This is a genomic window from Pedobacter alpinus (assembly GCF_042684645.1).
GTDB classification, from domain to species: Bacteria; Bacteroidota; Bacteroidia; order Sphingobacteriales; family Sphingobacteriaceae; genus Pseudopedobacter; species Pseudopedobacter alpinus.
Window position 1 is genome coordinate 1 of sequence record NZ_JBHULV010000046.1, and the last position, 26,353, is coordinate 26,353.

Here is a 26,353-nt window from a genome sequence, read left to right on the forward strand (position 1 = left end):
TAACTGTAAATCAATTAGTTAATAATTCCGTTTTACGAAATCGGAAATTGTTCGGACAGATATGATATAAATGCTGTCTTTAGGGTCAGTGATTGTCGGTAGTAAGTCGATGGAATTTTGGGATTTCGCCCAATTAAGTGTTTCGCGAATAAGATTCTGAATTCCCTCTTTATTGCCTATAGAAGTGGAAGATATTTCTTTTGTACAGGAATTCGTTTTTTTGTCGGGTTGACTACAGCCTAAAAGTAAAATTCCAAATATTAAAAGTGTCAATCTCTTGTGTTTCATTTTTTAAATTTAGTATTGCCTGCGTGTCTTTCTATTATATTCGTTGCTAACCTAAATATATCTGCAATAAGCCCATGTTGCAAACAAGCTAAACAACTAACCATAAAGGTGTTTTATAACTTATCTCTATTTTCATCTAATATATTATAATTGAACAAATAAAAGTGCAAACTAGCTATCCATTTATATAATCCTTACATGCATAAGCATACCTACCTAAGCCGGATAGCAACGGAAAACCCACAGCGAGTGTAACGCAGCGAGGATTTGCAGTGAATAGCCGGGACAGGCTTCTATAGAAAGCACAAGTCATTGTTCTTCCCAATCAAAAACAAGCACATAAAAAAACCTCGCCGAAAATATCAACGAGGTTTTATCATTAGTTTTAAAGCTATTAAGCTACTATGTTTTTACGGATAATATTAAGTGCCGCACCTGCTTTAAACCACTCAATTTGTTGAGCGTTATAGGTATGGTTTACGTTAAATTTCTCAACGCTACCATCGGCATGGTTTAAAACAATTTCTAAAGGTTTACCTGGAGTAAAAGTTGTTAAACCGTTAATTTCAATGGTATCATCTTCTTGTATTTTATCGTAATCTGCAGTGTCAACAAATGTTAAACCCAACATTCCTTGTTTCTTCAGGTTTGTTTCGTGAATACGGGCAAAAGATTTTACCAATACCGCCCTAACACCTAAGAAACGAGGCTCCATAGCTGCATGCTCTCTAGAAGAACCCTCGCCATAGTTTTCGTCACCCACTACAATACTGCCAATCCCTGCTGCTTTGTATTCTCTTTGTGTTGCAGGTACAGGTCCGTATTCGCCAGTTAATTGGTTTTTAACATTGTCGGTTTTTTCGTTAAAATAATTAACGGCACCAATTAACATGTTGTTAGAAATGTTATCTAAGTGACCACGGAATTTTAACCATGGGCCAGCCATAGAAATATGATCTGTAGTACACTTTCCTTTAGCTTTAATTAATAATTTTAAGCCTTTAAGGTCTGTTCCTTCCCATTCTGTAAATGGCTCTAACAATTGTAAACGGTGCGATGTTGGAGAAACAATTACTTCAACGCCAGAACCATCTTCGGCAGGAGCTTGGTAGCCAGCGTCTTCAACATCAAAACCTTTTAATGGTAATTCATCTCCAACTGGTGCGTCTAATTTTACTTGTTCGCCTTTATCGTTGGTTAAAGTATCTGTTAATGGGTTAAAATCTAACCTTCCAGATATAGCAATAGCTGCAACCATTTCTGGCGATGCTACAAATGCACATGTATTTGGGTTACCATCTGCTCTTTTAGCAAAGTTTCTGTTAAAAGAATGTACAATGGTGTTTCTTTCTTGTTTTTCGGCACCTACTCTGTCCCACATACCAATACATGGGCCACAAGCGTTGGTGAAAATGGTAGCGTCTAAATCTGTGAAAGTTTTTAATAAACCGTCTCTATCCGCAGTGTAACGTACTTGCTCAGACCCTGGATTAATACCGAAAGATGATTTTGTACCTAAACCTTTATCAATTGCCTGTTTTGCAATAGAAGCTGCTCTTGATAAATCTTCGTAAGAAGAGTTTGTACAAGAACCAATTAAACCCCATTCTACTGTCAAAGGCCAATCGTGTGCAGCAGCAGCAGCTTTCATTTCTGAAACTGGCGTAGCCAAATCTGGTGTAAACGGACCGTTTAAATGTGGTTCAAGTGTTGATAAATCAATCTCAATTACTTGGTCAAAATATAATTCTGGGTTTGCGTAAACTTCATCATCTCCAGTTAAATGTTCTTTAACCGCGTTTGCAGCATCAGCAACATCATTACGGTTGGTAGAACGTAGGTAACGCTCCATAGATTCATCGTAACCAAAAGTTGATGTTGTAGCACCAATCTCGGCACCCATATTACAAATTGTACCTTTACCAGTACAAGACATCGCAATAGCACCTTCGCCAAAATATTCTACAATTGCACCAGTACCACCTTTTACAGTTAAAATACCAGCAACTTTTAAAATAACATCTTTAGGAGCTGTCCAACCGCTTAATTTTCCGGTTAATTTAATACCTATTAATTTAGGGAATTTAAGCTCCCATGGTAAACCAGCCATTACATCGCAAGCATCAGCACCACCAACACCTATAGCTAGCATTCCTAAACCACCAGCGTTAACTGTATGAGAATCGGTACCAATCATCATGCCGCCAGGGAAAGCATAATTTTCTAAAACTACTTGGTGAATAATACCAGCACCTGGTTTCCAAAAACCAATACCATATTTGTTAGATACAGAACCTAAGAAATCAAAAACTTCTTTACTTTCTGTGTTTGCTTTATTTAAATCAGTTTCTGCACCAACTTTAGCTTGTATTAAGTGGTCACAATGTGCGGTTGAAGGCACAGCAACTTTACTTCTGCCAGCCTGCATAAATTGTAACAAAGCCATTTGTGCAGTTGCATCTTGCATAGCCACACGGTCTGGTGCAAAATCTACATAAGAAACACCTCTTTCGTAGGTTTCTTGTGCGGCGCCATCCCAAAGGTGGGCGTATAATATTTTTTCTGTAAGGGTTAATGGTTTACCTACAACTTTACGGGCAGCTTCTATTCTGCTACCAAAGTTTGCGTAAACCTTTTCAATCATGTCGAAATCAAAAGCCATTATTTTATGGGTTTTTTTGGTTTTATGTACGAATATTAATTTAACGGCTAATTTATAAAAAAATGTGTTGCCATGTTCTATATTAGTGTAAAGTATTTCAAATTTGTTTATAAAGGGGAGATTGGGGACTTAAAAATAGTTTTATGGAAATAAATTCAAATTGCAAGTCTATTTAGATTTTTAGTTTTTTGGGCGTTTTAACACGCCATACACTGTAGTTTTTTTGCTATTTGCTAACTGGTAAGAGCAAAAAAAGCTGCCGTTTCTGTCGTTAACGCAATTACAGTTTAAAAATTTAAGGTTTCTGTAATAGTGAAATTGTGATATGCTAAAATTTAATTGATGCTTGAGTAGCACACTAAAAGGATTTGATTTTTTGTTTATTGCTATTTGCTCTCGTAAAGCTTGTGCATAACCAGCACATGAGGAAGTGTGATTAGTGATAGTAATATAAAGGAAGTTCCTATATTAAAACTAAAAAAGTATAAATAAGCAGCAAATCCTAACAAAGAAGTTAGACTGAAGGGTAAACAAGCAATAAAGAAATTTTCTTTCTTCTTTTTAAAATTACTTGTGAAAAAAGTTAATTGATGGTTAATAGATTGCATAGAGTGCCAAAGACAAAAAACCACAATAAAACCAAATAATAATGGAGTAATAAAATACCAAATACTTACCAGTAGAAATTGTAAAAAGTATGAAATAAAGTGCTGTTTTTGATATTTTAATAAAGCGAATAAATAAATTACGCTAATTAGAATCAAACTTATAGATTGCCAAATGTTAGGCCAAGTAAAATTAGAATCGAAAATTAATTGATTAAAATCTCCTAAGCCAACCATAGATTTGAAGATTAAGATGGCCTCTTCAAAATGAATAATAACAGGAAATACAATCAATATAATTCCCCACAAAATAGAAGGGGAGTACCAAACTTTATCGTTTTCAAAATTTGACTGTCCAAAATGATGGAATGAAACTAAAAAGAATAGAATTAAAGCCAAAATGGGTATCAAGTACCATAATATTATATAAAGAGACATAGTTCCCAAATAAACACTAAGAAATTTTAGCATACCTATTACAGTTTTATCTTTACGATAAAGGTGATCATTAGCGCCATGAGGAATACCAATTAGGCATAATAAAATACCACAAACAACTGCTTGTAAATTAGCCCCAAAATTAAAAGAAAAAAAAATTAAAATAATTGCTACTTGCGCAATTATTTGAACTTTAAATAAAATGGAATTGGTGTACGACATTTATCTGAAAATATATTTTAATAGAGAGTTTAAAAATAATAATATCGGTAATTTAGAAAAAATAGAGATTTCTTCCCAGATAGTGGTTTTTTCGTCTAAGAACCGCAGTATTTTAGGTGTAGTTTGTGTTTTAAAAAGTGTTTGAAATATTTCTTTACCTCTATCAGGATTTTGATCAAGAATCTGTAGTAATAAAATATCATAAACCTTAAAACGCCATTTACGATGATGTGTTGGTAAATTAGCATTTTTAGATATGGCAAATGCTAATTGTTGAGCATAATTGGCCATATTTTTAAAACCATAACCGGTTGTTGGTTTTAATGCCCCAGCTATTGTGCCTAAATAAATTACGGTTTCATCTTTACTGATAAACTTTCTTTTATTGTCAAAATGTGTAGTCATCGGGATTGCACCAATTTCTATATTTTGTATGTTGTATTCGCAGTTGAATTTTGTTAGATAATCTTTTAAAATAGTTTGAGCCTCTGGTATAGTCAACTTTTCTTTAGAAAATCTTGTTAATTCTATTAAAGATTCTTGTGGTGTAAATGGCAATTCGTAAACAAACTGAGTGTGCCCATTTTGAGGAATATCAAAATTCATCATGGTCATTTTGGATTCATCAAAAACAGGTTTTTTTGTTTTAATTCTCCACCCTATAAAAGATTGCCAAAGTAAAATATGTTTATCGCTGTGGTTATTTAAATAACTTTTTAAGTCATTATCATTAAAAATGTTTTGACTTTTAGAAACGCTAGAGAGAAAAAGTTTATCGGTTTTCCACAAGCCATCAGCAGTTTTTACCTCGCCGTTAAAATTAGATTGGTAGGTAGAATAGAGCCAGTATATATTTTTAGATTGATTTAACTCGGCTTTTATTTGAGTATAAAAATCGTTGCTTGCAATGTGATAATAATTATAAGGGTATAAGTTTCCGTTTTTATTGTGTTTTGAGGCATTTTGAGAGTAAGACCAAATTTTACTTTCTAAAGGATGGTGAGTTAACTTTTCTTTTGCCCAATAGCACCAGGTTCTATCGTTTGCTTTTTTCTTATCATTTTCAATAATAATTAAGGTTTTATTTTCTAACAATCCTTGTTTTAAAAGGGAATAAGCCATCCATAATCCAGATGCACCAGCGCCAACAATGGTGAAATTGTAAAACTTTACGGGTTTGTTTTGCATTGACAATTTGAATTTAATGGACTAAAAACAATAAAGTCAAAGTATGATTGTAAAACTATACTTTGACTTTAAACTTAAATACTTAATAATACTTATTAGGCAGGTTTGCATTTAGTTATGCAGTTACACCTTTTGCTTTAGCTGTTTCTGAAATAGCTACTGAATAGATGACTAATCCAAAACCAATTTTGTTAATAGCATCAGCTAAGTTGTAAAATAAGTCGATTGAACTTACTTCAAACGCTCCAGCTAATAAGTTTCCTGGTAATACCATGTAACCAATTGGGTAAATAGACCATCCTAAAGTGATGAAAATCTTTAATAAGAACATTGCTTTTGCTAAAGCAGGGCTGTTAGATTGTTTTGTCAATTTAGCTACATCACCTGCAAAAACTTCATATACAATGTATAAATAACCTAAAGTAGAAAGTATTCCCCACATTACGTTATTTTCAATACCTGAAGTTTCTCCAATGAAACCAAAAATTAACATGGCTGCAGAACCAATAATTAATTTAACTAAGGTAGCAGCTTTTGCTCCAAATGGCTTAGTTAATAAATAAAACTCAACGCACATCAACGGAACTGTTAAGGTCCAATCTACGTAACGGAAAGCTGTTGGGCTATCGCCTGTTGCAAGGTAAAAATCTCTCATGTAGTAATAATGTACCGCTGCAATTCCGGTAATTAATGCCGAAACTAAAAGAGAAATTTTCCACTTAGGATCTACAGAACTTCTTTCAAAGAAGAAAAATACTGAAGATGCAAGCATAGCCATGTACCCTATAAAAAAGGTTATAGCAATAGGATCACCATTGATGATTCTGTCTAATGCTGCTGAATCCCCTGCTGGGATTGACAGAAAGTTTAATGTTGTTAAGCTCATGACGTTTGAATTTATTTTGTTTAATTATTTTAATATAAAAGTTAAACAAAATAAAAGTAAACATAGTTTGCGTTGGTAGGAGAAAAATTTACTTTTAATAAAATTTCAATAATATAGGATATATATTATTTATTAATTAAAAATTAAAGTGAATATTTTGAAATTTTATTAATAAATTGATTGATTACTAGGCAATAAGATTTAGCAAATAGTATTTTTTATTAGATAATTTTGGAATTCACAGAGTTTTAAATTCATATTCTTCATTTTGCCAAACTTCTAATGCTTTCGGCAAAACATATTCTAACCTGTCCCAAGCTTTTAAACTATCATGAAAAACTACTATAGAACCGTTTTCTGTATGCTTTAAAACATTCTTTAAACATTTTTCTGGCGAAAGGGAAGTATCAAAGTCGCCACTCAACACATCCCACATAATTATTGAGGTTGGAGGCTTAGGGTTAAAGGTACATGGATTTTGCAAGCTGTCTTTACTCTTGGCTCTTTGTTCTTGCTTCTCTGATAAAATCATTTTTATCTGAGATTTTTTTATTCTTCCGTAAGGTGGTCTAAATAAATGAGTTTGGGTTAGTTCTTGGCATTTTTTAATATTGGCTAAGTAAGTTTCATCATCTGTTCTCCACCCTTTTAAATGGTTGTAAGTATGGTTGCCAATGGCATGTCCATTTGCTTTAAGCTGCTCAAAAATCTTATAATTTTTATTTATATTATCTCCAATGCAAAAAAATGTAGCTTTGGCATTAAATTTTTTCAAAGTTTTTAATACCCATGGTGTAACAATAGGTGTAGGTCCGTCGTCAAAAGTGAGAAAAATGGATTTATCTGCTCTTGGCTTGTTCCAAATTAAAGAATTAGGATAAAGTTTTTTTAAAAGTAACGGAGTTTTTATTAAATACATAGCAATAAGAACTAAAGTAAAGATAAATTTGATAGCACAACAAAATTAAAGATGACAAATTATAAAATGACTGCTAAGTATATTGCAAATAAATTAAAGCTAAGCTTTTTTAGCTTGTGTTTTTTAGCATTAACTTATAATGTAACAAACGCTCAAGAAGTAGAAAAAATAACTTTAGAGCAAGCTGTAAATTTAACTTTACAAAACAATTTACAAATTAAGCAAGCTCAAAACCAATTAACTATTTCTGAACAAAACTTAACACAGTCTAAATTTGCTTTATATCCAAGCGTAACTTCCAGCGCATCAGCAAACAGACAATATGGTTTGTTTTTTGATCAGCAAACTGGTAGGTTAATAAACTCTAGTGTAGATCAAGTAAACGGTCGTTTAAATTCATCTATAGTGTTGTTTGGTGGAGGTTCTTTAATGAATCAGATTAAACAAAATAAAGCCTTTTTAGCTTCAGATTCTAGCAATATTGCTAAAACTAAAAATGATTTAAGTCTTTTAGTCGTAAGCACTTATTTAAGAGTTTTAAATAATCAGGATTTGATTAAAGCTAGTAAAGACCAGTTAAAATTATCAAAGCAACAATTAGACTTTGCACAAAAACAGTTTGATGTAGGAAATAATACATTGGCAGATCTGGCACAATCTAAAGCGCAAGTTGCTACAAACGAATTAAATTTAACCAATGCAGAAAATGCTTATGAATTGGGGATATTAGATTTAAAACAATTAATGGAAATGGCACCAGAACGTAATATTGAAGTTGCTATTCCTGCAATTGCCGATCCTTCTTCAATAGATTATAATTACGTTGCTTATGAAGTTTATACCAAAGCATTGCAAATTAATCCTGATATCAAGTTAGCAGAAGCAAATACGCAAGCTTCAAAGTTTGCAATTAACATTGCCAAAGCAAATTTATATCCTACATTAAGTTTTGGTGGCGGTTTAAGTACAGGTTATTCAAGCGCTAATGCACTTCCTTTTTCTACACAAATAACTGACAATAACTTTGGTCAGTTTTTAGGGTTTAACTTGTCTATTCCAATTTTTAATAATTACCGTAACAGGTCAAATTATAACATCTCTAAAATAAGATATGAGAACACCATAATTTCTGAGCAATTGGCAAAAAATAATTTGAATAAAATTATAAATCAGGCAGCTCAAGATTTAAAATCGGCGATAAAAAGTTATAGCGCTACTAAAAGTGCGTTTGACTCATCAAAAGAAGCTTTTAATGTTATTAAACAACGCTACGATGTAGGTTTGGTAAATGTAATTGAATTAAATACCTCACAAACTAATTACAACAAAGCAGAATTTGATTTTATACAAGCTAAATACAACGTTATTTTCAGACAAAAAGTTATCGACTTTTACTTAGGCAACCCATTAACCTTATAATTAAAATTAATAATACATATAAATATGAATAAGACGCTTAGAAATGTACTCATTATAGTTGGTGTTTTAGTGATACTAGCAGTTGTAGCCAATAAAATGGGCTGGGTAGGTAAAGGCAAAACTACTCAAGTTGCAGTAACCAAAGTATCACAAGCAAATATTGTAGAAACAGTTTCTGCTAGTGGTAAAATACAACCAGAAGTAGAGGTGAAATTAAGTCCAGAAGTATCTGGTGAGATAGTAGAACTTACCGTAAAAGAAGGAGATGTTGTAAAGAAAGGTCAGTTGCTATGCCGTATTAAACCAGATATTTTAGCATCAGGTTATGAGCGTACAGTTGCTTCTTATAATGCCCAAAAATCTTCCGTAGCTAGTAGTCAACAGCAATTGTTACAATCAGAAGCTAATTTCAAAAACATTGAAGCTAGGTTTCGTAGAAACGAAAAGTTATTTAGAGATAAAGTGATTTCTGCCGCTGAGTATGACGCTGCAAAAGCTGAATACACTTCTGCAAGGGCAAGTTTAGAAGCTGCTAAACAAGCTGTTGTTGGAGCCAAATTTGGTTTACAACAATCTGGCGCAGTAGTAAAAGAAGCAAGTGATAATTTGGCTCGTACCAGTATATATGCCCCAGTTGATGGTGTGGTTTCGAAACTTTCTATAGAAAAAGGAGAACGTGTTGTAGGTACAGCACAAATGAGTGGTACAGAAATTATGACCATTGCAAACCTAAACAGCATGGAGGTAAATGTAGATGTTAACGAGAATGATATTAACCGTTTAAGTTTGGGAGACACTGCAATTATTGAAGTGGATGCCTTTTTAGATAAGAAATTTAAAGGTATAGTTACAGAGATAGCAAGTTCTGCAAATGTGGTAGGTGCTAGTGCAGACCAAGTGACTAATTTTGCTGTAAAAATTAGAATTTTGCCAGAATCTTACGAAACTTTAAAAAATAAAGGTTTAACAAATTCGCCCTTCAGACCAGGTTTGTCTGCCACGGTTGATATCCAAACAGAAAAAACTTTAGGTTTAACCATTCCAATTCAATCTGTTACAGTACGTGAGGAAGATAAGAAAGAAGAAACGGATAGCAAAGTAGATAAGCCAAAAGCTGACGATAAGGACGATAAAAAAGAAAAAAACAAAGTGAAAGCAAAAGAATATGTTTTTGTTGTTGAAAACGGTAAGGTAAAACAAGTAGAGGTTAAAACTGGTATTCAAGATGATCAAAATATTTTAATTGTTTCTGGATTAAAAGCTGGGCAACAAGTTGTTAGCGCACCTTATTCTGCTATATCTAAAACTTTAAAAGATAAAATGGAAGTTGAAGTGGTTGAAAAAAGCAAGTTATTTAGTACCGATAAAAAAGATTAAGTACGTATAAATGTGATACTAACCCGGTTTGAGAAATCAAATCGGGTTTTTTTTTGATTTAATTTTACTAAATTGAATTAAAGACCATACTTTTAAGGTTCATTAATTTTTGTATGTATAGTAATTTAAACAAGATAGCTATTATAGGTGGAGGAAGTTGGGCAACAGCCATAGTTAAAATGTTAGCCGACAATATTGAAGAGAAAGAGATTTTTTGGTGGATGAGGGACGAAAGTGCTGTAGAACATATCGCTAAGTATAAGCACAATCCTAAATACCTTTCTTCTGTTGAACTAAAAATAGATGCAAATAAGGTTTCTACAGATATTACATCAACTATAAAAGCTGCCGACATGGTTTTGTTAAACGTACCAGCTGCATTTTTAAAACAAGCTTTTGAGGGTTTAACTACAGAAGATTTTAAAGGAAAGAAAATTATATCGGCAATTAAAGGCATAGTACCAGATGAAAATCAAATTATTGGTGAGTTTATACATGATAAATATGAAGTTCCTTTAGAAGATATTATTGTAATTAGTGGCCCATGCCACGCAGAAGAAGTTGCTTTAGAGAAATTGAGCTATTTAACCATTGCTTGCCAGGATTTGGAATTGGCTTGTAGGTTCTCTAAACTTATAAATACCCGTTATATAAAAACTAACATTTCTGATGATATTTACGGAACCGAGTATGGTGCTGTGTTAAAAAATATTTATGCAGTAGCCAGTGGTATTTGCCATGGTGTAGGTTTTGGTGATAACTTTCAAGCGGTTTTAATTTCGAATGCAATTAGAGAAATGAGTCGCTTTGTTGATGCTATACACCCTATAAATAGAGATATTAAAGAATCTGCTTATTTGGGAGATTTATTGGTAACTGCTTATTCGCAATTTAGCCGTAACCGTACTTTTGGTAATATGATAGGGAAGGGCTATACCGTAAAATCTGCTCAATTAGAAATGAACATGGTTGCAGAAGGTTATTATGCAGTTAACAGTATCCATCAAATTAACAAGCAGTTTAAAGTAAATATGCCTATTGCCAGAGCAGTTTATGCAATTTTATATGAAAGACATTCGCCACATACAGAAATGAAGCTATTGGCAGAACAGATTTCTTAGTTGATAAATTTTCAGCTTTTAACAGTGTTTAACTGTTACATCCAAACCCTAGTTCTTGCCGTTATCGGCAAAATCTATGGTTTTTTGTTTAAAATAAATAAGCGTTTGCCAATTAAATGTTCAAATGACATACTTCTTTATCACTCGATTTAAAGGGAAACCATTAATTTATTTGGATTTAATCTAAATTGGTTTATTTTTGTGACATGATTTCTGAAGCATTAGAAGTAATTTTTAAAAACGCATCTGGTACAATATATCAGTGCGATAGAGATTACTGTTTTTATGTAGAATTTGAAGGTAAAACAGCAAAATATTCAGTAAAAAATTTATATCAGTTAAAGCAAAAACTTTCTAATTTTAAAATTGAAGAAATTTTTTCTGTTGATTCTCTAAATCCATCGGGTACAGAAATTATCACCATTTCTACTACAGATTATTGCTACATTCTAAATCCTCTTCAAATTATACGTTTCAGAGAACTACTTGATGAAACTTTCTTTATTTTACACCTTAACCAAACTCTTAAAGATAGGTTGCATTATGCTGTAATGGTTTAATAAGATTAATTCTGTATTAAATTAAAATTCCTTTTCAAATTTCGTTTTGTGTATTTTGTATAAAATTTAAATAAATGAAAGACCTCCTACGCGTTAAAAGCTTAATTTCTACAGAAATTGAAGCTTTACTAAATAATCAAATTAAAAAAGAAGCTCATTCTTGTTCTCAATATTTGGCAATGGCTTCTTGGTGTGATCAAAATGGGTTTGATAACAGTGCTGATTATTTCTTTACACAATCTAACGAAGAAAGAACACACCAATTAAAGTTGTTTAAGTATGTTTTAGATATGGGTGGGCAAGCAATGTCTCCTGATATAGAAAACATTAAGCATGAGTTTAATAGCTTTAAAGAAATATTTGAACAAGCTTTAGAGATGGAAATTGCCATCACCCAATCGTTTAAAAAAATATTTGCGGCCTGCTACAAAGAACAAGATTTTGTTACAGTAGAATTTTTAAACTGGTTTTTAAAAGAGCAACGTGAAGAAGAATATAAAGCAAGAAGAGCTTTAGAATTATTTACCATTATTGGCGAAGAAGCAACTGGTTTATGGGAAATTGATAAAGTAATACCAACCATTAGTTATAACAATGAACAAGTATAAAGTTTAAATTACTTACGGCCAAGTTGAAGTACAATTTTAGTTACTTCATCTTGGTCATAATTTAGCAACCATTTATTAACAGGTTGTAAACATAAAACTGGGGCACAACTACACCTATCTGTACATTCTGTTTTAATTACCTCAATTTCAGAATTCCCTAATTTTTTAATTTCCTTTTTAACTTTTTTATAGCATTCTTTAGCACCTTTTTTGTCGCATTTGCTGCCCGTACAGATGTATATAATGTGTTCACTTTTTTTATTTTTCATAATTTCAGCAGAAATAACAAAAATCAAACTTTAATTTTTAAAATAAAAAAAGGGTTTCAAATATTTCGAAACCCTTTTTCATCATGATTTTTTAAACTACAAAGCTTCAGAAACTACTTCTTTAACCTCTGGCACCATTCTTTGTAATAGGCTTTGAATACCAGACTTAAGCGTAATAGTTGAAGATGGGCAACCACTGCAAGAACCTCTTAGCTCAACAGTAACAACGCCTTCTTCAAAAGATTTATAACTAATTGCACCACCATCTTGCTCAACAGCTGGGCGTACATAATCATTTAAAATTTGCTGAATTTTTATTTCAGTTTCAGTACCAGTAAAGTTCAAATCTTCTTCTGTAGCATTCTCTTGTACAGCATATTCAGATTCAATTGCACCTTTAACAAATTCTTTTAAAAGAGGCTCAATGTCATTCCAATCTGCGTCTTCTGTTTTGGTAACAGTTACAAAGTTGCTTGCAAAAAACACACCATTTACAAAGTTGAATTTATAAAGTTCTGTAGCAAATTTTGAAGTTTCTGCACTTTCTTTTGTTGGGAAATCTACACTACCATTAATTAAAAGCTTATTTACAATAAACTTCATTGTTGCTGGGTTGGGAGTAGATTCTGTATATACTGTGATATTCATTTTCTTCTTTTTTTGGTAAAAGTAATTATCATTAAGCTAACAAAGGCATAGCAATTTTGTTTTTACCTCTTAATGACTTTTTAAATACCTGTGTAGCTTGATGGACTAATTGCTCTTAACTCGGTTTTAACACTATCACTAACATGAAGTGTGGCAATAAAATTGGCCATAACCTCTGCATTTATTTGTGTGTTTGTTCGGGTCAAATCTTTTAAAGCTTCATAAGGGTTAGGGTAATTTTCTCTTCTCAATACCGTTTGTATAGCTTCTGCAACTACAGCCCAATTGTCTTCTAAATCTTGCTGTATCACTTTTTGGTTTAATAAAAGCTTGTTTAATCCTTTTAAAGTAGATTTTAAAGAGATAATTGTATGCGCTATTGGTACTCCAATGTTTCTTAAAACTGTAGAATCTGTTAAATCTCTTTGTAACCTACTTACCGGTAGTTTTGCTGCTAAATGCTCAAACAAAGCATTTGCAATCCCAATATTACCTTCAGAGTTTTCAAAATCTATGGGGTTAACTTTATGCGGCATTGCTGATGAACCAACTTCCCCTTCTTTTATTTTTTGTTTAAAGTAATTCATGGATATATACGTCCAAAAATCACGGTTTAAATCTAAAATAATATTATTAATTCTTTTTAAACCATCAAACTGAGCTGCTAAATAATCGTAGTGCTCAATTTGAGTGGTGTTTTGTAAACGTTTTAGCTTTAAGTTTTTCTCTACAAAGTTGTTTCCAAAAGTTTTCCAGTTGGTTAAAGGAAAAGCAACATGGTGCGCATTAAAGTTTCCTGTTGCCCCACCAAATTTAGCTCCGTAAGGAATAGCTTTTAGTAATTCTATTTGGTTTTCTAAACGTTCTATAAAAACCATAATTTCTTTACCTAAACGAGTTGGGGAAGCTGGTTGGCCATGTGTATGTGCCAACATTGAAACATGTTTCCACTCTTTTGCTAATGCATTTAAGGTATTTAAAAGCTCTTGCAATTGTGGGTAATAAACAACAGCCATGCCTGCTTTAAATGAGTATGGAATGGCGGTGTTATTAATGTCTTGAGATGTTAAACCAAAATGAATGTATTCTTTAAATTCTGATAAACCTAAAGCATCAAACTTTCTTTTAATAAAGTATTCAACTGCTTTAACATCGTGGTTAGTGATTTTTTCTATCTCTTTAATTTCTAAAATATCTTCTTCAGATAAATTATTAATTTCTAACCTAATTGCATCTAAATTATATTCTGCTGCTACAGTTTTTAGTGCTGGTAATGGTAATTCGCAAAGGGCAATAAAATATTCTACTTCAACAAAAACTCGGTATTTTATCAATGCAGCCTCAGAAAAATAAGCTCCTAAATCAGCAGTTTGGTTATGGTAACGCCCATCTATTGGGGATATCGCATTTAATGTAGAAATATTCATTTTTTATAATTTGTTGCAAAAATACAAAAATGAGTGGCTTTGTGAAACTCTTTAAATACATATCTGTTTGTCAAACATTTATCAAAATATTGATGTAAGAAAATTTCTTAACGGAAACTTTGGAAATGAATAAAGTTTCCTTAGTTTTGCCGCGGAATTAATTAGATGGATAAGGTGGAAGAACATATTTTAAATGAAGCAGAAAAACTTTTTATGAAGTTTGGGATGCGCAGTGTAACCATGGATGACATTGCAAAACATTTGGGCATAAGTAAAAAAACTATTTACGTAAACTTTAAGGATAAGAATGAAATGGTAATGCACATGATTACCAACATGCTACATAAAGATGAGTGTAATATGGTGGAGTGCCAATGCAATGCAAAAGATGCTATTGATGAAATTTTTTTAATGATGGATTTTTTAAAGCAAATGCTTGCAGGTATTAATCCTATTGTTTTTTATGATTTAGAAAAATACCATAATGAAGCTTATAAGTTGATGATGAGTTTTCATGAAACACATATTTACAACTGCGTAAAAGCAAATTTAGAAAGAGGAATTAGTGAAAATATTTTTAGAAAAGATATCAATACAGAAATTTTAGCACAAGCAAGGGTAAAGCAAATTAACTGGACTTTTGAAGCAGAGTTAATAAGAAGTGGAAAGTACAGTTTGTATGAAGTGATACAAGAATTAACTACACATTTTTTATACGGAATTTGTACCCTTAGCGGACATATACTAATTAATAACTATACAAATAAGAATAAACAAACCATATAATGAAAACAATAAGAGTGCTATTAACAGCCGTTTTAATGTTAAGTTTTGCAAGTTTATGGGCACAAACCGAAACCCCAAAAGCTTATAATTTTAATTTAGAACAGTGCATCAATTATGCTTACGAGCATCAAACAGCTTTATTAAATGCAGGCATTGATCAAAAAATTGCAGATGCTAAAGTAAAAGAAACAATAGGTATTGGTTTACCACAAATTAACGGAACGGCTGATTTAAGAGACTTTTTAAAAATACCTGTATCTCTAGTTCCAGCTGAGATTTTTGGTGGCACTGCAGGAACTTTCCAGCCAGTTCAATTTGGCGTAAAGTACAACTCAAGTGTAGGTGTATCTGTAAATCAATTACTTTTTAGCGGAAGTTATATTGTGGGTTTACAAGCATCAAAAACCTTTAAAGAACTTTCTCAAAGAGCGTATAACAGATCTAAAATTGAAACTAATGTTGCTGTAAAAAAGGCTTTTTACATGGTTTTAGTAAATAACAAAAGAGTAGAATTATTAGATGCTAACATAAGCCAGTTAAAAGCTCAGTTAGACCAAACGCAAGCTTTATTTGATAATGGTTTTGCAGAAAAAATTGATGCTGATAGGTTGAAAGTACTGTTTAATAACCTAACAACAGAAAAAACAAATGTTTTAAGGTCTTTGGAATTAGGTAAAGCAATGCTAAAGTTTCAGATGGGCATGCCTGTTGAGAATGAACTTACTTTAAATGGTTCTATTGAAGCTATTAAACTTGATGAGGTTGATTTGATGGCAGATAGCAGCACTTATAAAAATAGAATAGAGTATAATTTGGCAGAAACTCAGTTAAAACTTAACCAATTAGATTTAAAAAGATATAAATCTGAATATTTACCCTCATTAGCTGCATTTGGGAACAGTTCTCTGCAATATCAAAACAATTCTTTTGCAGATTTATATGATAGAAGTTTCCCAACTACAGTAATTGGTTTACAGTTAAATGTACCCATTTTTAGTGGAGGGCAGCGTTTGCAAAAAGTCAAACAAGCACAATTCACAGTTTTAAAATCTAATAACGATTTGTATAACGCTAAAAATGCAATCAATTTAGATATTAAAAACAGTATTACAACTTATAAAAACAGTGTTACTTCCTTAGAAAGTCAGCAAAAAAACTTGGATTTAGCTAGCGAAGTATTAAGAGTAACAAAAATAAAGTATGAGCAAGGTGTTGGTTCTTCTATTGAAGTTACACAAGCTCAAACATCGCTTAAAGAAGCAGAAAATAATTATATCAATGCTTTGTACGATGCTTTAATTTCTAAAGTAGATACAGAAAAAGCAACCGGACTTATTAAATAGAATCAAACCTTAATCTCATATAAAATCATGAAAAAAATATTAATCGCATCAGTTGTTTTGTTTCTAGCAGCTTGTGGCAATAAAGACGATAAAAAAGCTCAATTAGAAAAACTAAAAAAAGAGCAAACAGCTATTAACGAGAAAGTTGCCGAGTTAGAAGCGGAAATAGGAAGTAAAAAAGAAGAAGTTGTTAAAGATGTAGAAGCTTATGAAGTAAAGTCTGCAAGTTTTAAAAATTACATTCAAATACAAGGCAAGGTTGATGCAGAACAAAACGTTCAGGTTAACCCACAAGCACAAGGTGTGATAACAAATGTTTATGCTAGTATTGGCCAAAATGTAAGTAAAGGACAGGTTTTAGCACAAATTGACGATGCAGTTTTACGTCAAAACATTGCTCAACTACAAACCTCTTTAGATTTAGCAAATAATTTATACAACCGTCAAAAAAATCTTTGGGATCAAAAAATTGGGACAGAAGTTCAGTTTTTAAATGCGAAATCTCAAAGAGATGGTTTAGAAAGACAAATGGGAGTTTTAAAACAACAAGCTGCCATGTATAAAGTAAAAGCACCAATTTCTGGTACGGTAGATCAAATGGATTATAAAGTTGGGCAAGCTGTACAACCAGGTGCGCCAGGTATTAGAATTGTAAACGCTAACGATTTAAAAGCTAAAGCATTAGTTTCTGAAAGTTATGCAGGCAAAATTAACCAAGGTGATGAAGTGCTTGTGATTTTACCAGATGCAAATGATTCTGTAAAAACTAAAATATCTTTTGCATCAAAAACTATTGACCCTATGAGCAGAAGCTTTAATGTGGAAGTAAAGCTACCAAGTAAAAAATTTTTCCGCCCAAATATGATTTCGGTTTTAAAAATTGTTGATTATAGCCGTAATGATGCTACAGTTGTTCCTATTAAGGCTTTGCAGAAATCAGAATCAGGAGATTTTTTAATGTTGGTAGAAGGTGGTAAAGCTAAAAAAGTAGCTGTAAAAGTGGGTAATGTTTACAATGGCGAGGCCGAGATTTTAAACGGAATTAAAGCTGGAGACAAGGTAATTGTAGTTGGTTTAAACGGGTTAAACGAAGGCGATACCGTTAAACTTTAATTAGCTAAATAAAATTAATAAACGGCAATACATCTTTAAAAGATATAGCTAAATGAAAGATTTAGAAAAAGAATTTAAGCCCTCAAGTTGGGCTGTAGAAAATAGAACGGCAATTTATGTATTAACAACCATGTTGTTAATTGCAGGTTACTTTGCCTATTTAAGTTTGCCAAAAGAAAATTTCCCTGAGATATCTATCCCAAAAATTTTCGTAACAACTATATATCCTGGAACATCGCCGGGCAATATGGAAAATTTGGTAACCAAACAATTAGAAAAACAAATCAGATCTACCCAAGGATTAAAGAAAGTAACTTCTAATTCTTACCAAGATTATTCTATCATTACTGCAGAGTTTAATACTGATGTAGATATTGTTGTAGCAAAACAACGTATAAAAGATGCTGTAGATAAATCTAAAACAGATTTGCCTACAGATTTACCAGACGATCCTGTTGTACAGGATATCAACCTGTCTGATTTGCCAATTATGTACCTTAATATATCTGGTGATTACGACTTAAAAACCATTAAGGGTTATGCAGATGATTTGCAGGATAGGATAGAGGCTTTAACAGAAATATCTGGTGTTGATATTGTTGGTGCCTTAGACCCCGAAATGCAAGTTAACGTGGACCTAAATAAAATGGCTGCGGCTAAAATCTCTTTTTATGATATTTCTAGTGCAATTGGAAAAGAAAATATTTCTGCATCTGGCGGTACTGTTCCAATTGATGGAGTAAGAAGAACCTTAAATATTAAGAAAGAATACAAGTCTGCAGAAGAAATTTCTAATACCATCATTACTACACCAGTAGGTGGTTATGTTTATTTAAGAGATATTGCCGAGGTAGTTGATGGTTTTAAAGAGCAAGAATCTTATGCTAGATTGTACGGTAAAAACGTAATTACTTTAAACGTAAAGAAACGTTCTGGAGAAAACTTAATTGAAGCTTCAGATAAAATTAGAGAAATTATTGCCGAAATGAAGGAAAAACAATTCCCCAAAGGATTGGAAATTGTTGCCACTGGAGATCAGTCTGATAAAACCAGAGTTACGTTACACGATTTAATTAATACCATTGTTATTGGTTTTATTTTGGTAACCTTAATTCTGATGTTTTTTATGGGAATTACCAATGCTATTTTTGTGGCATTGTCAGTTCCATTATCAATGTGTGTGGCTTTTTTAGTGATGCCAACTATTGGTTTTACTATGAATATGATTGTACTTTTCTCTTTCCTACTAGCTTTAGGAATTGTAGTAGATGATGCCATTGTGGTGATAGAAAACACGCATCGTATTTTTCAGAACGGAAAAGTAACCATTAAACAAGCAGCTAAAATGGCTGCTGGGGAAGTGTTTTTACCTGTTTTCTCTGGTACTATGACCACACTTGCGCCTTTTGTTCCTTTGGCATTTTGGCCTGGTGTAATTGGTAAGTTTATGTTCTTTTTACCAATTACTTTAATTATTACGCTTTTAGCTTCTTTAGTTGTGGCCTATATTATTAATCCAGTTTTTGCTGTTGATTTTATGGAATCTCATGATCCTGAAGAAGAGTACAAACCAAAATTTGATAAAAAAGTAAAGAAAACCTTAATGTATTTGGGTATAGCCGCTGTTATAGCTTACATCATCAACTTCGGGTTTGGTAATTTTGTAGTCATTCTCGCTTTATTTTATCTGTTACAACATTTTGTTTTAGAAAATGTAATTAGGAATTTTCAAAATAACTCTTGGCCAAAGTTTCAAACAAAATATGTTCGCTTTTTAAATTGGGCTTTGCATCGTCCATACACTATTTTAGGGAGCACATTAGCTTTGCTTATTTTTTCTATTGTATTAACAGGTATTATTCCACCAAAGTTTGTGTTTTTCCCAACATCAGATCCTAACTTTGTATATGTTTATACTTCTTTACCAGTAGGTACAGATCAGGAATACACCAACGAAATCACTAAAAAAATTGAGAAAAGAGTAACTGCGGTTGTTGACAGTTTGGGTAGTCACAATGTATCTTCAATTATCTCAAACGTTACAGTTGGTGTTACAGACCCTCAAGACGAAGATCAAGGTAATTATCCGAATAAAAGTAAAGTGACAGTTGCTTTTAAAGAATTTGGCGACCGTGAAGGAAAATCTTCTACCGAGTATTTGACAGCTATCCGAAATGCAATACAAGGTATTCCTGGAGCAGAAATTTCGGTAACACAAGAACAATCAGGCCCACCAACAGCAAAACCTATTAGTTTGGAAATAACTGGAGACGATTTAGATTCATTAGTGAAAACATCTGAAAGGTTAAAAAGCTATTTGGTATCTAAAGGAATTGGTGGTATTGAAGAGTTAAAGTCTGATTTTCAAAATAATAAGCCAGAGGTTATTTTCGATATCGATAGAGAAAGAGCTAATCGTCAAGGAGTTTTAACTAGAGATGTGGTTTATAACTTAAGATCGGCATTGTTTGGTATGGAAGCTTCTAAGTTTAGAGATTTAGACGAAGATTACGAAATTAACGTAAGAGCCATTGAAGAACAAAGAAATAGCTTAGATGCTTTAAGAAACATGCAAATGACTTTTAGAGATATGGCAATGGGCGGTGCAATACGCCAGGTTCCTATTTCTGCTTTTGCAGATATTGAATATGTAAATACTTACGGAGGTATTAAACGTAAACAAGGCAAAAGAATAGTGATATTATCTTCAAACGTTTTAGCAGATTTTAATCCAGGAGAAGTAAATAAAAACATAGAGAGCGCTATAAAAGATTTTAAAGAACCTACTGGTGTTACTATTAAAATGGGCGGTGCTCAAGAAGAACAAGATGAAACATCAGCCTTTTTAGGTTTAGCTTTAGGAGTTTCTTTCTTTTTAATATTAATTATTCTGGTAATTCAGTTTAACTCTATAGGTAAACCATTAATTATTTTAAGCGAAATTGTATTTAGTATTATTGGAGTGCTTTTAGGAATTACTATTTTCCAAATGGAAATGTCTGTTGTAATGATGGGAATAGGTATTGTTGCTTTAGCGGGTATTGTAGTGCGTAACGGTATTTTATTGGTAGAGTTTGCTGATTTAATGATGGAACAAGGCATGAATGCTTATGATGCAATTTTAGAAGCCGGACGAACTCGTATGACCCCTGTTTTATTAACTGCCACAGCAACAATGTTAGGTTTGGTGCCTTTAGCAGTTGGCTTAAACTTAGATTTTGCCGCATTATTATCTACCGGAAATCCACATCTTTACTTCGGTGGCGATAACGTAGCTTTTTGGGGTCCATTATCTTGGACTATGATTTTTGGGTTAAGTTTTGCAACTTTCCTTACTTTAATTTTAGTACCATCTATGTACTTAATTAGAGCTAAAATGAAAGATTATTTTAGTAGAAATAAGAAAGTTGTTGAAGTTGAAGACGTTAAATAGCCTTAAGTATTAGCATAAACAAACGAGGCCCTTTTCAATTTTGAAAAGAGCCTCGTTTATTATTTTTAATTATTTTATCAATACGCAATGATTAAATAAAATAATCAGTTAATTAAACAGCTTTATTAGTTGCTTTTATAGCGTTCTTTAATACATTAAGCAATGCATCTTTATACTTTACAAAAAGCTCTTCTCTATCTGCTTCCTCACTTAATTTTAAAGAACGTTTAGCAAGCTTTACCTCTTCCAAATCACTCAAATATAATTCGTTAAAAGATTCTGGGTTTTTATTTTTCAATATCCTAATAGAATGAGAATATTGCTCAAAAATATCAGTAATAATAGTCAGACTTTTATCATCGTAATTTGTTAAACCACTAACTTTTGTTGATAGCTTTTCAAGCTTTCCTCTTTCTTTTGCGTAACCCATAATGCGGCAAATATACAATTTTACATTTCAAATTTATGTAGCTTAAAATTGGGTTCTTATTTTACATTAGGTTTAAAATATCATCAGTTTGCTTAAGTTATTTTACATTAACCAATTTTTATGGTATAATTTATTATAAAATATAAATACATTTTATGAGTTAAATATGAACAGATTTCAAATTTTTTAACATAAAAATTGCATCAACCTCGACAATTTTTTGCATATTTAAAATCTTAATTATTTTTAAATGAAGTTATTAGCAATCACATTGTTTTATCTTTCTAGTTTTAACGCTCCAGCAGATAGCGTTTCTAAGATTGGGAAAGTAACCTATTATGCTAAAAAATTTGAAGGGCGTAAAACAACAAGTGGCGCTGTTTATGATGCTAAAAAATATACAGCAGCACATAAAACCTTACCTTTTGGTACACAAGTAAAAGTTACAAACCTTAATAACGGAAAGTCTGTGATTGTATTTATTAATGACAGAGGACCTTATGGAAAAGGTTTAATTATTGATGTTTCTGCCATTGCAGCTAAAGAAATAGGATTGTATGGTAAAGGTATAGCGCCTTGTAAAATAACTTATGACATTCCATAAACTATTATTTGTGCCTTAAAAGCATGTTTGTTAATAAACCTAATGCCTGTTTATAACTTGTTTAAGCAGGCATCGTTTTTTAAGCTTATTTTTGTTCAGTTATTTAAATGCTTATTTAGGTTTCGGGCTTTTTAAGTCAAAATTAAAAGGGAACCATGTTAAAATCATGGGCTGACGATGCAACTGTAAATCTGTTTTTTCAATGTTCTAGTTGAAACCAAAAATTTGTAAAACATGTAGTCACTATTTCACATTAAAAAAATGGGAAGACGTTTTGCAAACAGACAAGCCAGGAGACCTGCCAAATAAGTTTTTTCAAAACTTTCACGTAAAAGGTTTTGATAAAAGCACATGAAAATACTGTTTTTCAACAGTGTTTTTATCTTTTGTCAATTCCTGTTTGTTAAATTTTTAAGCTTTAAACATGCAACAGGAAGAAGTATTACTCAAAGAAAACAAAGATCGCTTTGTAATTTTACCTATTAATTATCCCGCAATTTGGGAAATGTACAAACGCCACGAGGCAAGTTTCTGGACGGCCGAAGAAATCGATTTATCTGCCGACCAGAAAGACTGGGATAATTTAACAGACGGAGAGCGTCATTTTATTAGTCACATATTAGCTTTTTTTGCTGCAAGTGATGGTATAGTAAATGAAAATTTGGCCATCAACTTTATGCGAGAGGTACAAGTACCAGAAGCTAGGTGTTTTTATGGCTTCCAAATCATGATGGAAAACATCCATTCAGAAACTTATGCGCTACTAATCGACTCTTACATTAAAAATCCAAAAGAGAAACAACATTTATTACATGCTATTGACACGGTTCCTTGTGTTACTAAAAAAGCAGAATGGGCGCTTAAATGGATCGAAAACGGAACTTTTGCCCAAAGATTAGTGGCTTTTGCAGCAGTTGAAGGAATTTTCTTTAGTGGAAGCTTTTGCTCAATATTTTGGTTAAAGAAAAGAGGTTTAATGCCAGGTTTAACTTTTAGTAATGAGCTAATATCAAGAGACGAAGGTTTGCACTGCGAATTTGCATGTTTGCTTTATGGAATGCTTGCCAATAAAATGACGAAGCAAGAAATTTATGATATTATTACCGAAGCTGTAGAAATTGAGAAAGAGTTTGTAACCGATGCTTTACCAGTAGATTTAATAGGGATGAACGCCCGTTTAATGCAACAATATATTGAATTTGTTGCTGATAGATGGGTTACAGAATTAGGTTATCCTGTAATTTACAACGCCACAAATCCTTTCGACTTTATGGAAATGATATCCTTACAAGGAAAAACAAATTTCTTTGAAAAAAGGGTAGGAGATTACCAAAAAAGTGGTGTTTTAGGCGAAGCAGGAAGTCAGGCTTTTTCTTTAGAAGAGGATTTCTAGTTGAATAGTTTGTTAGATGGTTAGTTTGTTAGAACATTCTAACGCATAACAAATCACTAAATTTTTCACTAATAACCTGACAACAACTTACAACCTAACAAACTAACCACTAACAACCTGACCACCTGACCAACTAACAACCTGACCACCTAACCAACTAAAAAATGTACGTAATAAAAAGAGACGGTAGAAAAGAAACCGTAAAATTTGATAAAATAACTTCTCGAATAGAGAAATTGAGCTATAGTTTACATCAAGACTTTATAGATGCTGCCGAGGTTGCAAAGAAAGTAATTGATGGTATTTATGATGGTGTAACTACCTCTGAATTGGATAGTCTAGCGGCAGAAACAGCAGCTTCATTAACTACTCGTCATCCAGATTATGCTTTGTTGGCTTCGCGTATAGCAGTATCCAATCTGCATAAAAATACGACAAAATCATTCTCAGAAACCATGAGAAATTTGCATGGTTACATTGATGCTAAAACAGGGAAAAATGCTGCATTAATTGCTGATGATGTAATGCAAATTATTAGCGACAACGCCGATTTATTAGACAGCACCATTATTTACGACAGAGATTTTAGTTTTGATTATTTCGGGTTTAAAACCTTAGAGCGTTCATATTTATTAAAAATTAATGGAAGAATAGCCGAGCGTCCACAACATTTATTTATGCGTGTAGCTGTTGGTATTCATAAAAACGATTTAGAAAGTGTTATAAAAACATACAGTTTAATGAGCGAAAAGTGGTTTATACATGCCACGCCTACGCTTTTTAATGCTTCAACACCAAAGCCACAAATGTCTAGCTGTTTTTTAGTAGCCATGAAAGACGATAGCATTGAGGGTATTTATAGCACTTTAACTCAAACCGCAAAAATTTCGCAAAGTGCGGGCGGCATTGGTTTAAGTATTCATAATGTAAGAGCAACAGGTTCATACATCAGTGGTACTAACGGTACAAGTAATGGTATTGTGCCTATGTTAAAAGTTTTTAATGATACCGCCCGTTACGTTGACCAAGGCGGTGGAAAAAGGAAAGGTGCTTTTGCCATTTATTTAGAACCTTGGCATGCAGATATTTTTGATTTCTTAGATTTAAAAAAGAATCATGGAAAAGAAGAAAACAGAGCCCGCGATTTATTTTATGCGCTTTGGATTTCAGATTTATTTATGAAAAGGGTAGAAGATGATGGCAATTGGAGTTTATTTTGCCCACACGAATCTCCAGGATTAGCAGATTGCCATGGAGCTGAGTTTGAAAAACTTTATACCAGATATGAAGCAGAAGGTAAAGCTCGTAAAACAATTAAAGCGCAAGAGTTATGGTTTGCCATTTTAGATGCTCAAATAGAAACAGGTACTCCATATTTATTGTATAAAGACGCTGCAAATGCTAAATCAAATCAACAAAACTTAGGAACCATAAAAAGCTCTAATCTTTGTACAGAAATTTTAGAATATACCTCTCCAGAAGAAGTTGCAGTTTGTAATTTAGCTTCGGTTTCTTTACCAGCTTATATAGAAAATGGCGAATTTAATCATCAAAAATTATATGAAGTTGCTTATCAAATTACTATCAATCTTAATAGAATAATAGATAATAATTACTACCCAGTAGAAGAAGCAAGGTATTCAAACTTCCGTCACCGCCCAATTGGTTTAGGGGTACAAGGCTTGGCGGATGCCTTTATGCTGTTGAAAATGCCTTTTGAAAGCGAAGCAGCAGCTAAATTAAATATTGATATTTTTGAAACGCTTTATTTTGCAGCAATGCAATCATCAGCAGATTTAGCCATTAAAGAAGGTGCTTATGAAACTTTTAAAGGTTCGCCTTTATCAGAAGGGAAATTTCAGTTTGATTTATGGAACGTAAAACCAACAAGTAATAGATGGGATTGGGAAAAACTCCGTAAGCAAGTAGTTGAAACAGGTGTACGTAATTCTTTACTTTTAGCACCCATGCCAACGGCTTCAACCTCACAAATTTTAGGTAATAACGAGTGTTTTGAACCTTATACTTCAAATATTTATTCTCGTAGAGTGTTAAGTGGAGAATTTGTAGTTGTAAACAAACATCTATTAAAAGATTTAGTAGAATTAGGTTTGTGGGATAATAAAATGAAAGAGCAAATCATTTTGGCAAATGGATCTGTCCAAAATATAGATAGTATTCCAGCTCCTATAAAAGAACTTTATAAAACCGTTTGGGAAATTAAAATGCGTACCATTATAGATATGGCTGCGGATAGAGGAGCATTTATTTGTCAGTCTCAATCCTTAAATTTATTTATTAACGCACCAACAGCATCCAAACTTACATCAATGCATTTTTACGCTTGGAAAAAAGGTTTAAAAACAGGAATGTATTATTTGCGTACTCAAGCTGCCTCACAAGCTGTTAAATTTAGTGTACAAAGTCAGGCGGTTAAAGAAATTGACCCGGTGATGCAAACTACAGTAGATATAGCAGAAGGTGAAAGCTGTAGTATGGAAGAAGGTTGTTTGTCTTGTAGTGCATAATTCCATCTTAAACAGTCCGAAATTTCATCATAATTTTTGGACTGTTTAAGATTTAACCTTTTTTATATTTGAGTAATAGTAAAAAT

The 26,353-nt window shown here is 32.5% G+C and carries 21 protein-coding genes and 1 riboswitch; of the genes, 12 read left to right on the forward strand and 9 right to left on the reverse strand.

The features are described 5' to 3' along the window. Nucleotides 1–682 precede the first annotated feature (682 nt). From ACFSSE_RS13020 to ACFSSE_RS13040, 5 genes are all read right to left on the reverse strand, one after another. Nucleotides 683–2,950, reverse strand: a complete 2,268-nt coding sequence (locus tag ACFSSE_RS13020) for an aconitate hydratase (RefSeq protein ID WP_379040446.1) — start codon at nt 2,948–2,950, stop codon at nt 683–685. Between the two features lie 386 nt (nt 2,951–3,336). Next, complete coding sequence (locus ACFSSE_RS13025; RefSeq protein ID WP_379040445.1) at nt 3,337–4,215, reverse strand: Brp/Blh family beta-carotene 15,15'-dioxygenase; 879 nt, start codon at nt 4,213–4,215, stop codon at nt 3,337–3,339. Then, the gene (locus ACFSSE_RS13030) at nt 4,216–5,403 is read right to left on the reverse strand and encodes a lycopene cyclase family protein (protein WP_379040444.1); all 1,188 of its coding nucleotides are present in this window, start codon (nt 5,401–5,403) and stop codon (nt 4,216–4,218) included. It abuts the gene before it with no gap. Between the two features lie 115 nt (nt 5,404–5,518). Further along, nucleotides 5,519–6,289 (reverse strand): bacteriorhodopsin, encoded by a 771-nt coding sequence (locus tag ACFSSE_RS13035; protein WP_379040443.1) that lies wholly within the window; start codon nt 6,287–6,289, stop codon nt 5,519–5,521. Between the two features lie 238 nt (nt 6,290–6,527). Then, a complete protein-coding gene (locus ACFSSE_RS13040) occupies nt 6,528–7,208 on the reverse strand; it encodes a polysaccharide deacetylase family protein (RefSeq protein WP_379040442.1) in 681 nt (226 codons plus the stop codon). Nucleotides 7,209–7,259: 51 nt separating this feature from the next. Between ACFSSE_RS13040 and ACFSSE_RS13045 the strand changes: the two genes are divergently transcribed. The 5 genes from ACFSSE_RS13045 (at nt 7,260) to ACFSSE_RS13065 (ending at nt 12,293) form a co-directional block, all read left to right on the forward strand. Continuing rightward, nucleotides 7,260–8,627 carry a TolC family protein gene (locus tag ACFSSE_RS13045; protein ID WP_379040441.1) on the forward strand — a complete coding sequence of 456 codons (1,368 nt, stop codon included), beginning with the start codon at nt 7,260–7,262 and terminating at the stop codon, nt 8,625–8,627. A 24-nt stretch (nt 8,628–8,651) separates the two neighbouring features. Next, entirely contained in the window at nt 8,652–10,004 is a 1,353-nt protein-coding gene (locus tag ACFSSE_RS13050) for an efflux RND transporter periplasmic adaptor subunit (protein WP_379040440.1), read from the forward strand. Between the two features lie 113 nt (nt 10,005–10,117). Then, nucleotides 10,118–11,125, forward strand: coding sequence for an NAD(P)H-dependent glycerol-3-phosphate dehydrogenase (locus ACFSSE_RS13055; protein ID WP_379040439.1), 1,008 nt, complete (start codon nt 10,118–10,120; stop codon nt 11,123–11,125). A 206-nt stretch (nt 11,126–11,331) separates the two neighbouring features. Then, nucleotides 11,332–11,685 (forward strand): hypothetical protein, encoded by a 354-nt coding sequence (locus ACFSSE_RS13060; protein WP_379040438.1) that lies wholly within the window; start codon nt 11,332–11,334, stop codon nt 11,683–11,685. Nucleotides 11,686–11,759: 74 nt separating this feature from the next. Continuing rightward, entirely contained in the window at nt 11,760–12,293 is a 534-nt protein-coding gene (locus tag ACFSSE_RS13065) for a ferritin (RefSeq protein ID WP_379040437.1), read from the forward strand. A gap of 8 nt (nt 12,294–12,301) precedes the next feature. Here ACFSSE_RS13065 and ACFSSE_RS13070 read toward each other — a convergent pair whose 3' ends face one another. The 3 genes from ACFSSE_RS13070 to purB all read right to left on the reverse strand — a co-directional run bounded on the left by ACFSSE_RS13070 (nt 12,302) and on the right by purB (nt 14,637). Further along, nucleotides 12,302–12,562 (reverse strand): (2Fe-2S) ferredoxin domain-containing protein, encoded by a 261-nt coding sequence (locus ACFSSE_RS13070; RefSeq protein ID WP_379040436.1) that lies wholly within the window; start codon nt 12,560–12,562, stop codon nt 12,302–12,304. Nucleotides 12,563–12,658: 96 nt separating this feature from the next. Continuing rightward, the gene (locus ACFSSE_RS13075) at nt 12,659–13,210 is read right to left on the reverse strand and encodes a NifU family protein (protein ID WP_379040435.1); all 552 of its coding nucleotides are present in this window, start codon (nt 13,208–13,210) and stop codon (nt 12,659–12,661) included. An 80-nt stretch (nt 13,211–13,290) separates the two neighbouring features. Beyond that, the gene (purB, locus tag ACFSSE_RS13080; RefSeq protein WP_379040434.1) at nt 13,291–14,637 is read right to left on the reverse strand and encodes an adenylosuccinate lyase; all 1,347 of its coding nucleotides are present in this window, start codon (nt 14,635–14,637) and stop codon (nt 13,291–13,293) included. Between the two features lie 165 nt (nt 14,638–14,802). Between purB and ACFSSE_RS13085 the strand changes: the two genes are divergently transcribed. The 4 genes from ACFSSE_RS13085 to ACFSSE_RS13100 are packed head-to-tail and all read left to right on the forward strand — an operon-like array spanning nt 14,803 to nt 21,312. Next, on the forward strand, nt 14,803–15,423 hold the full coding sequence (locus ACFSSE_RS13085) for a TetR/AcrR family transcriptional regulator (RefSeq protein WP_379040433.1): 621 nt from the start codon (nt 14,803–14,805) through the stop codon (nt 15,421–15,423). Continuing rightward, nucleotides 15,423–16,766: a TolC family protein gene (locus ACFSSE_RS13090; protein WP_379040432.1), complete on the forward strand. Its 1,344-nt coding sequence runs from the start codon at nt 15,423–15,425 to the stop codon at nt 16,764–16,766. Before ACFSSE_RS13085 ends, ACFSSE_RS13090 begins: the two co-directional genes overlap by 1 nt. Before the next feature lie 27 nt (nt 16,767–16,793). Beyond that, nucleotides 16,794–17,879 (forward strand): efflux RND transporter periplasmic adaptor subunit, encoded by a 1,086-nt coding sequence (locus ACFSSE_RS13095; RefSeq protein WP_379040431.1) that lies wholly within the window; start codon nt 16,794–16,796, stop codon nt 17,877–17,879. 52 nt (nt 17,880–17,931) lie between these two features. Continuing rightward, entirely contained in the window at nt 17,932–21,312 is a 3,381-nt protein-coding gene (locus ACFSSE_RS13100; protein ID WP_379040430.1) for an efflux RND transporter permease subunit, read from the forward strand. 112 nt (nt 21,313–21,424) lie between these two features. On the opposite strand, the gene ACFSSE_RS13105 is transcribed toward ACFSSE_RS13100, so the two are convergent. Then, entirely contained in the window at nt 21,425–21,742 is a 318-nt protein-coding gene (locus ACFSSE_RS13105; protein ID WP_379040429.1) for a hypothetical protein, read from the reverse strand. A gap of 250 nt (nt 21,743–21,992) precedes the next feature. Here ACFSSE_RS13105 and ACFSSE_RS13110 point away from each other — a divergent pair, with 250 nt between their 5' ends. From ACFSSE_RS13110 to ACFSSE_RS13120, 3 genes are all read left to right on the forward strand, one after another. Continuing rightward, nucleotides 21,993–22,346: a septal ring lytic transglycosylase RlpA family protein gene (locus ACFSSE_RS13110; RefSeq protein WP_379040428.1), complete on the forward strand. Its 354-nt coding sequence runs from the start codon at nt 21,993–21,995 to the stop codon at nt 22,344–22,346. Nucleotides 22,347–22,445: 99 nt separating this feature from the next. After that, nucleotides 22,446–22,666, forward strand: a riboswitch (cobalamin riboswitch). Between the two features lie 104 nt (nt 22,667–22,770). Next, on the forward strand, nt 22,771–23,739 hold the full coding sequence (locus ACFSSE_RS13115; protein WP_379040427.1) for a ribonucleoside-diphosphate reductase small subunit: 969 nt from the start codon (nt 22,771–22,773) through the stop codon (nt 23,737–23,739). A 164-nt stretch (nt 23,740–23,903) separates the two neighbouring features. After that, nucleotides 23,904–26,267: a ribonucleoside-diphosphate reductase subunit alpha gene (locus tag ACFSSE_RS13120; RefSeq protein WP_379040426.1), complete on the forward strand. Its 2,364-nt coding sequence runs from the start codon at nt 23,904–23,906 to the stop codon at nt 26,265–26,267. Nucleotides 26,268–26,353 lie beyond the last annotated feature (86 nt).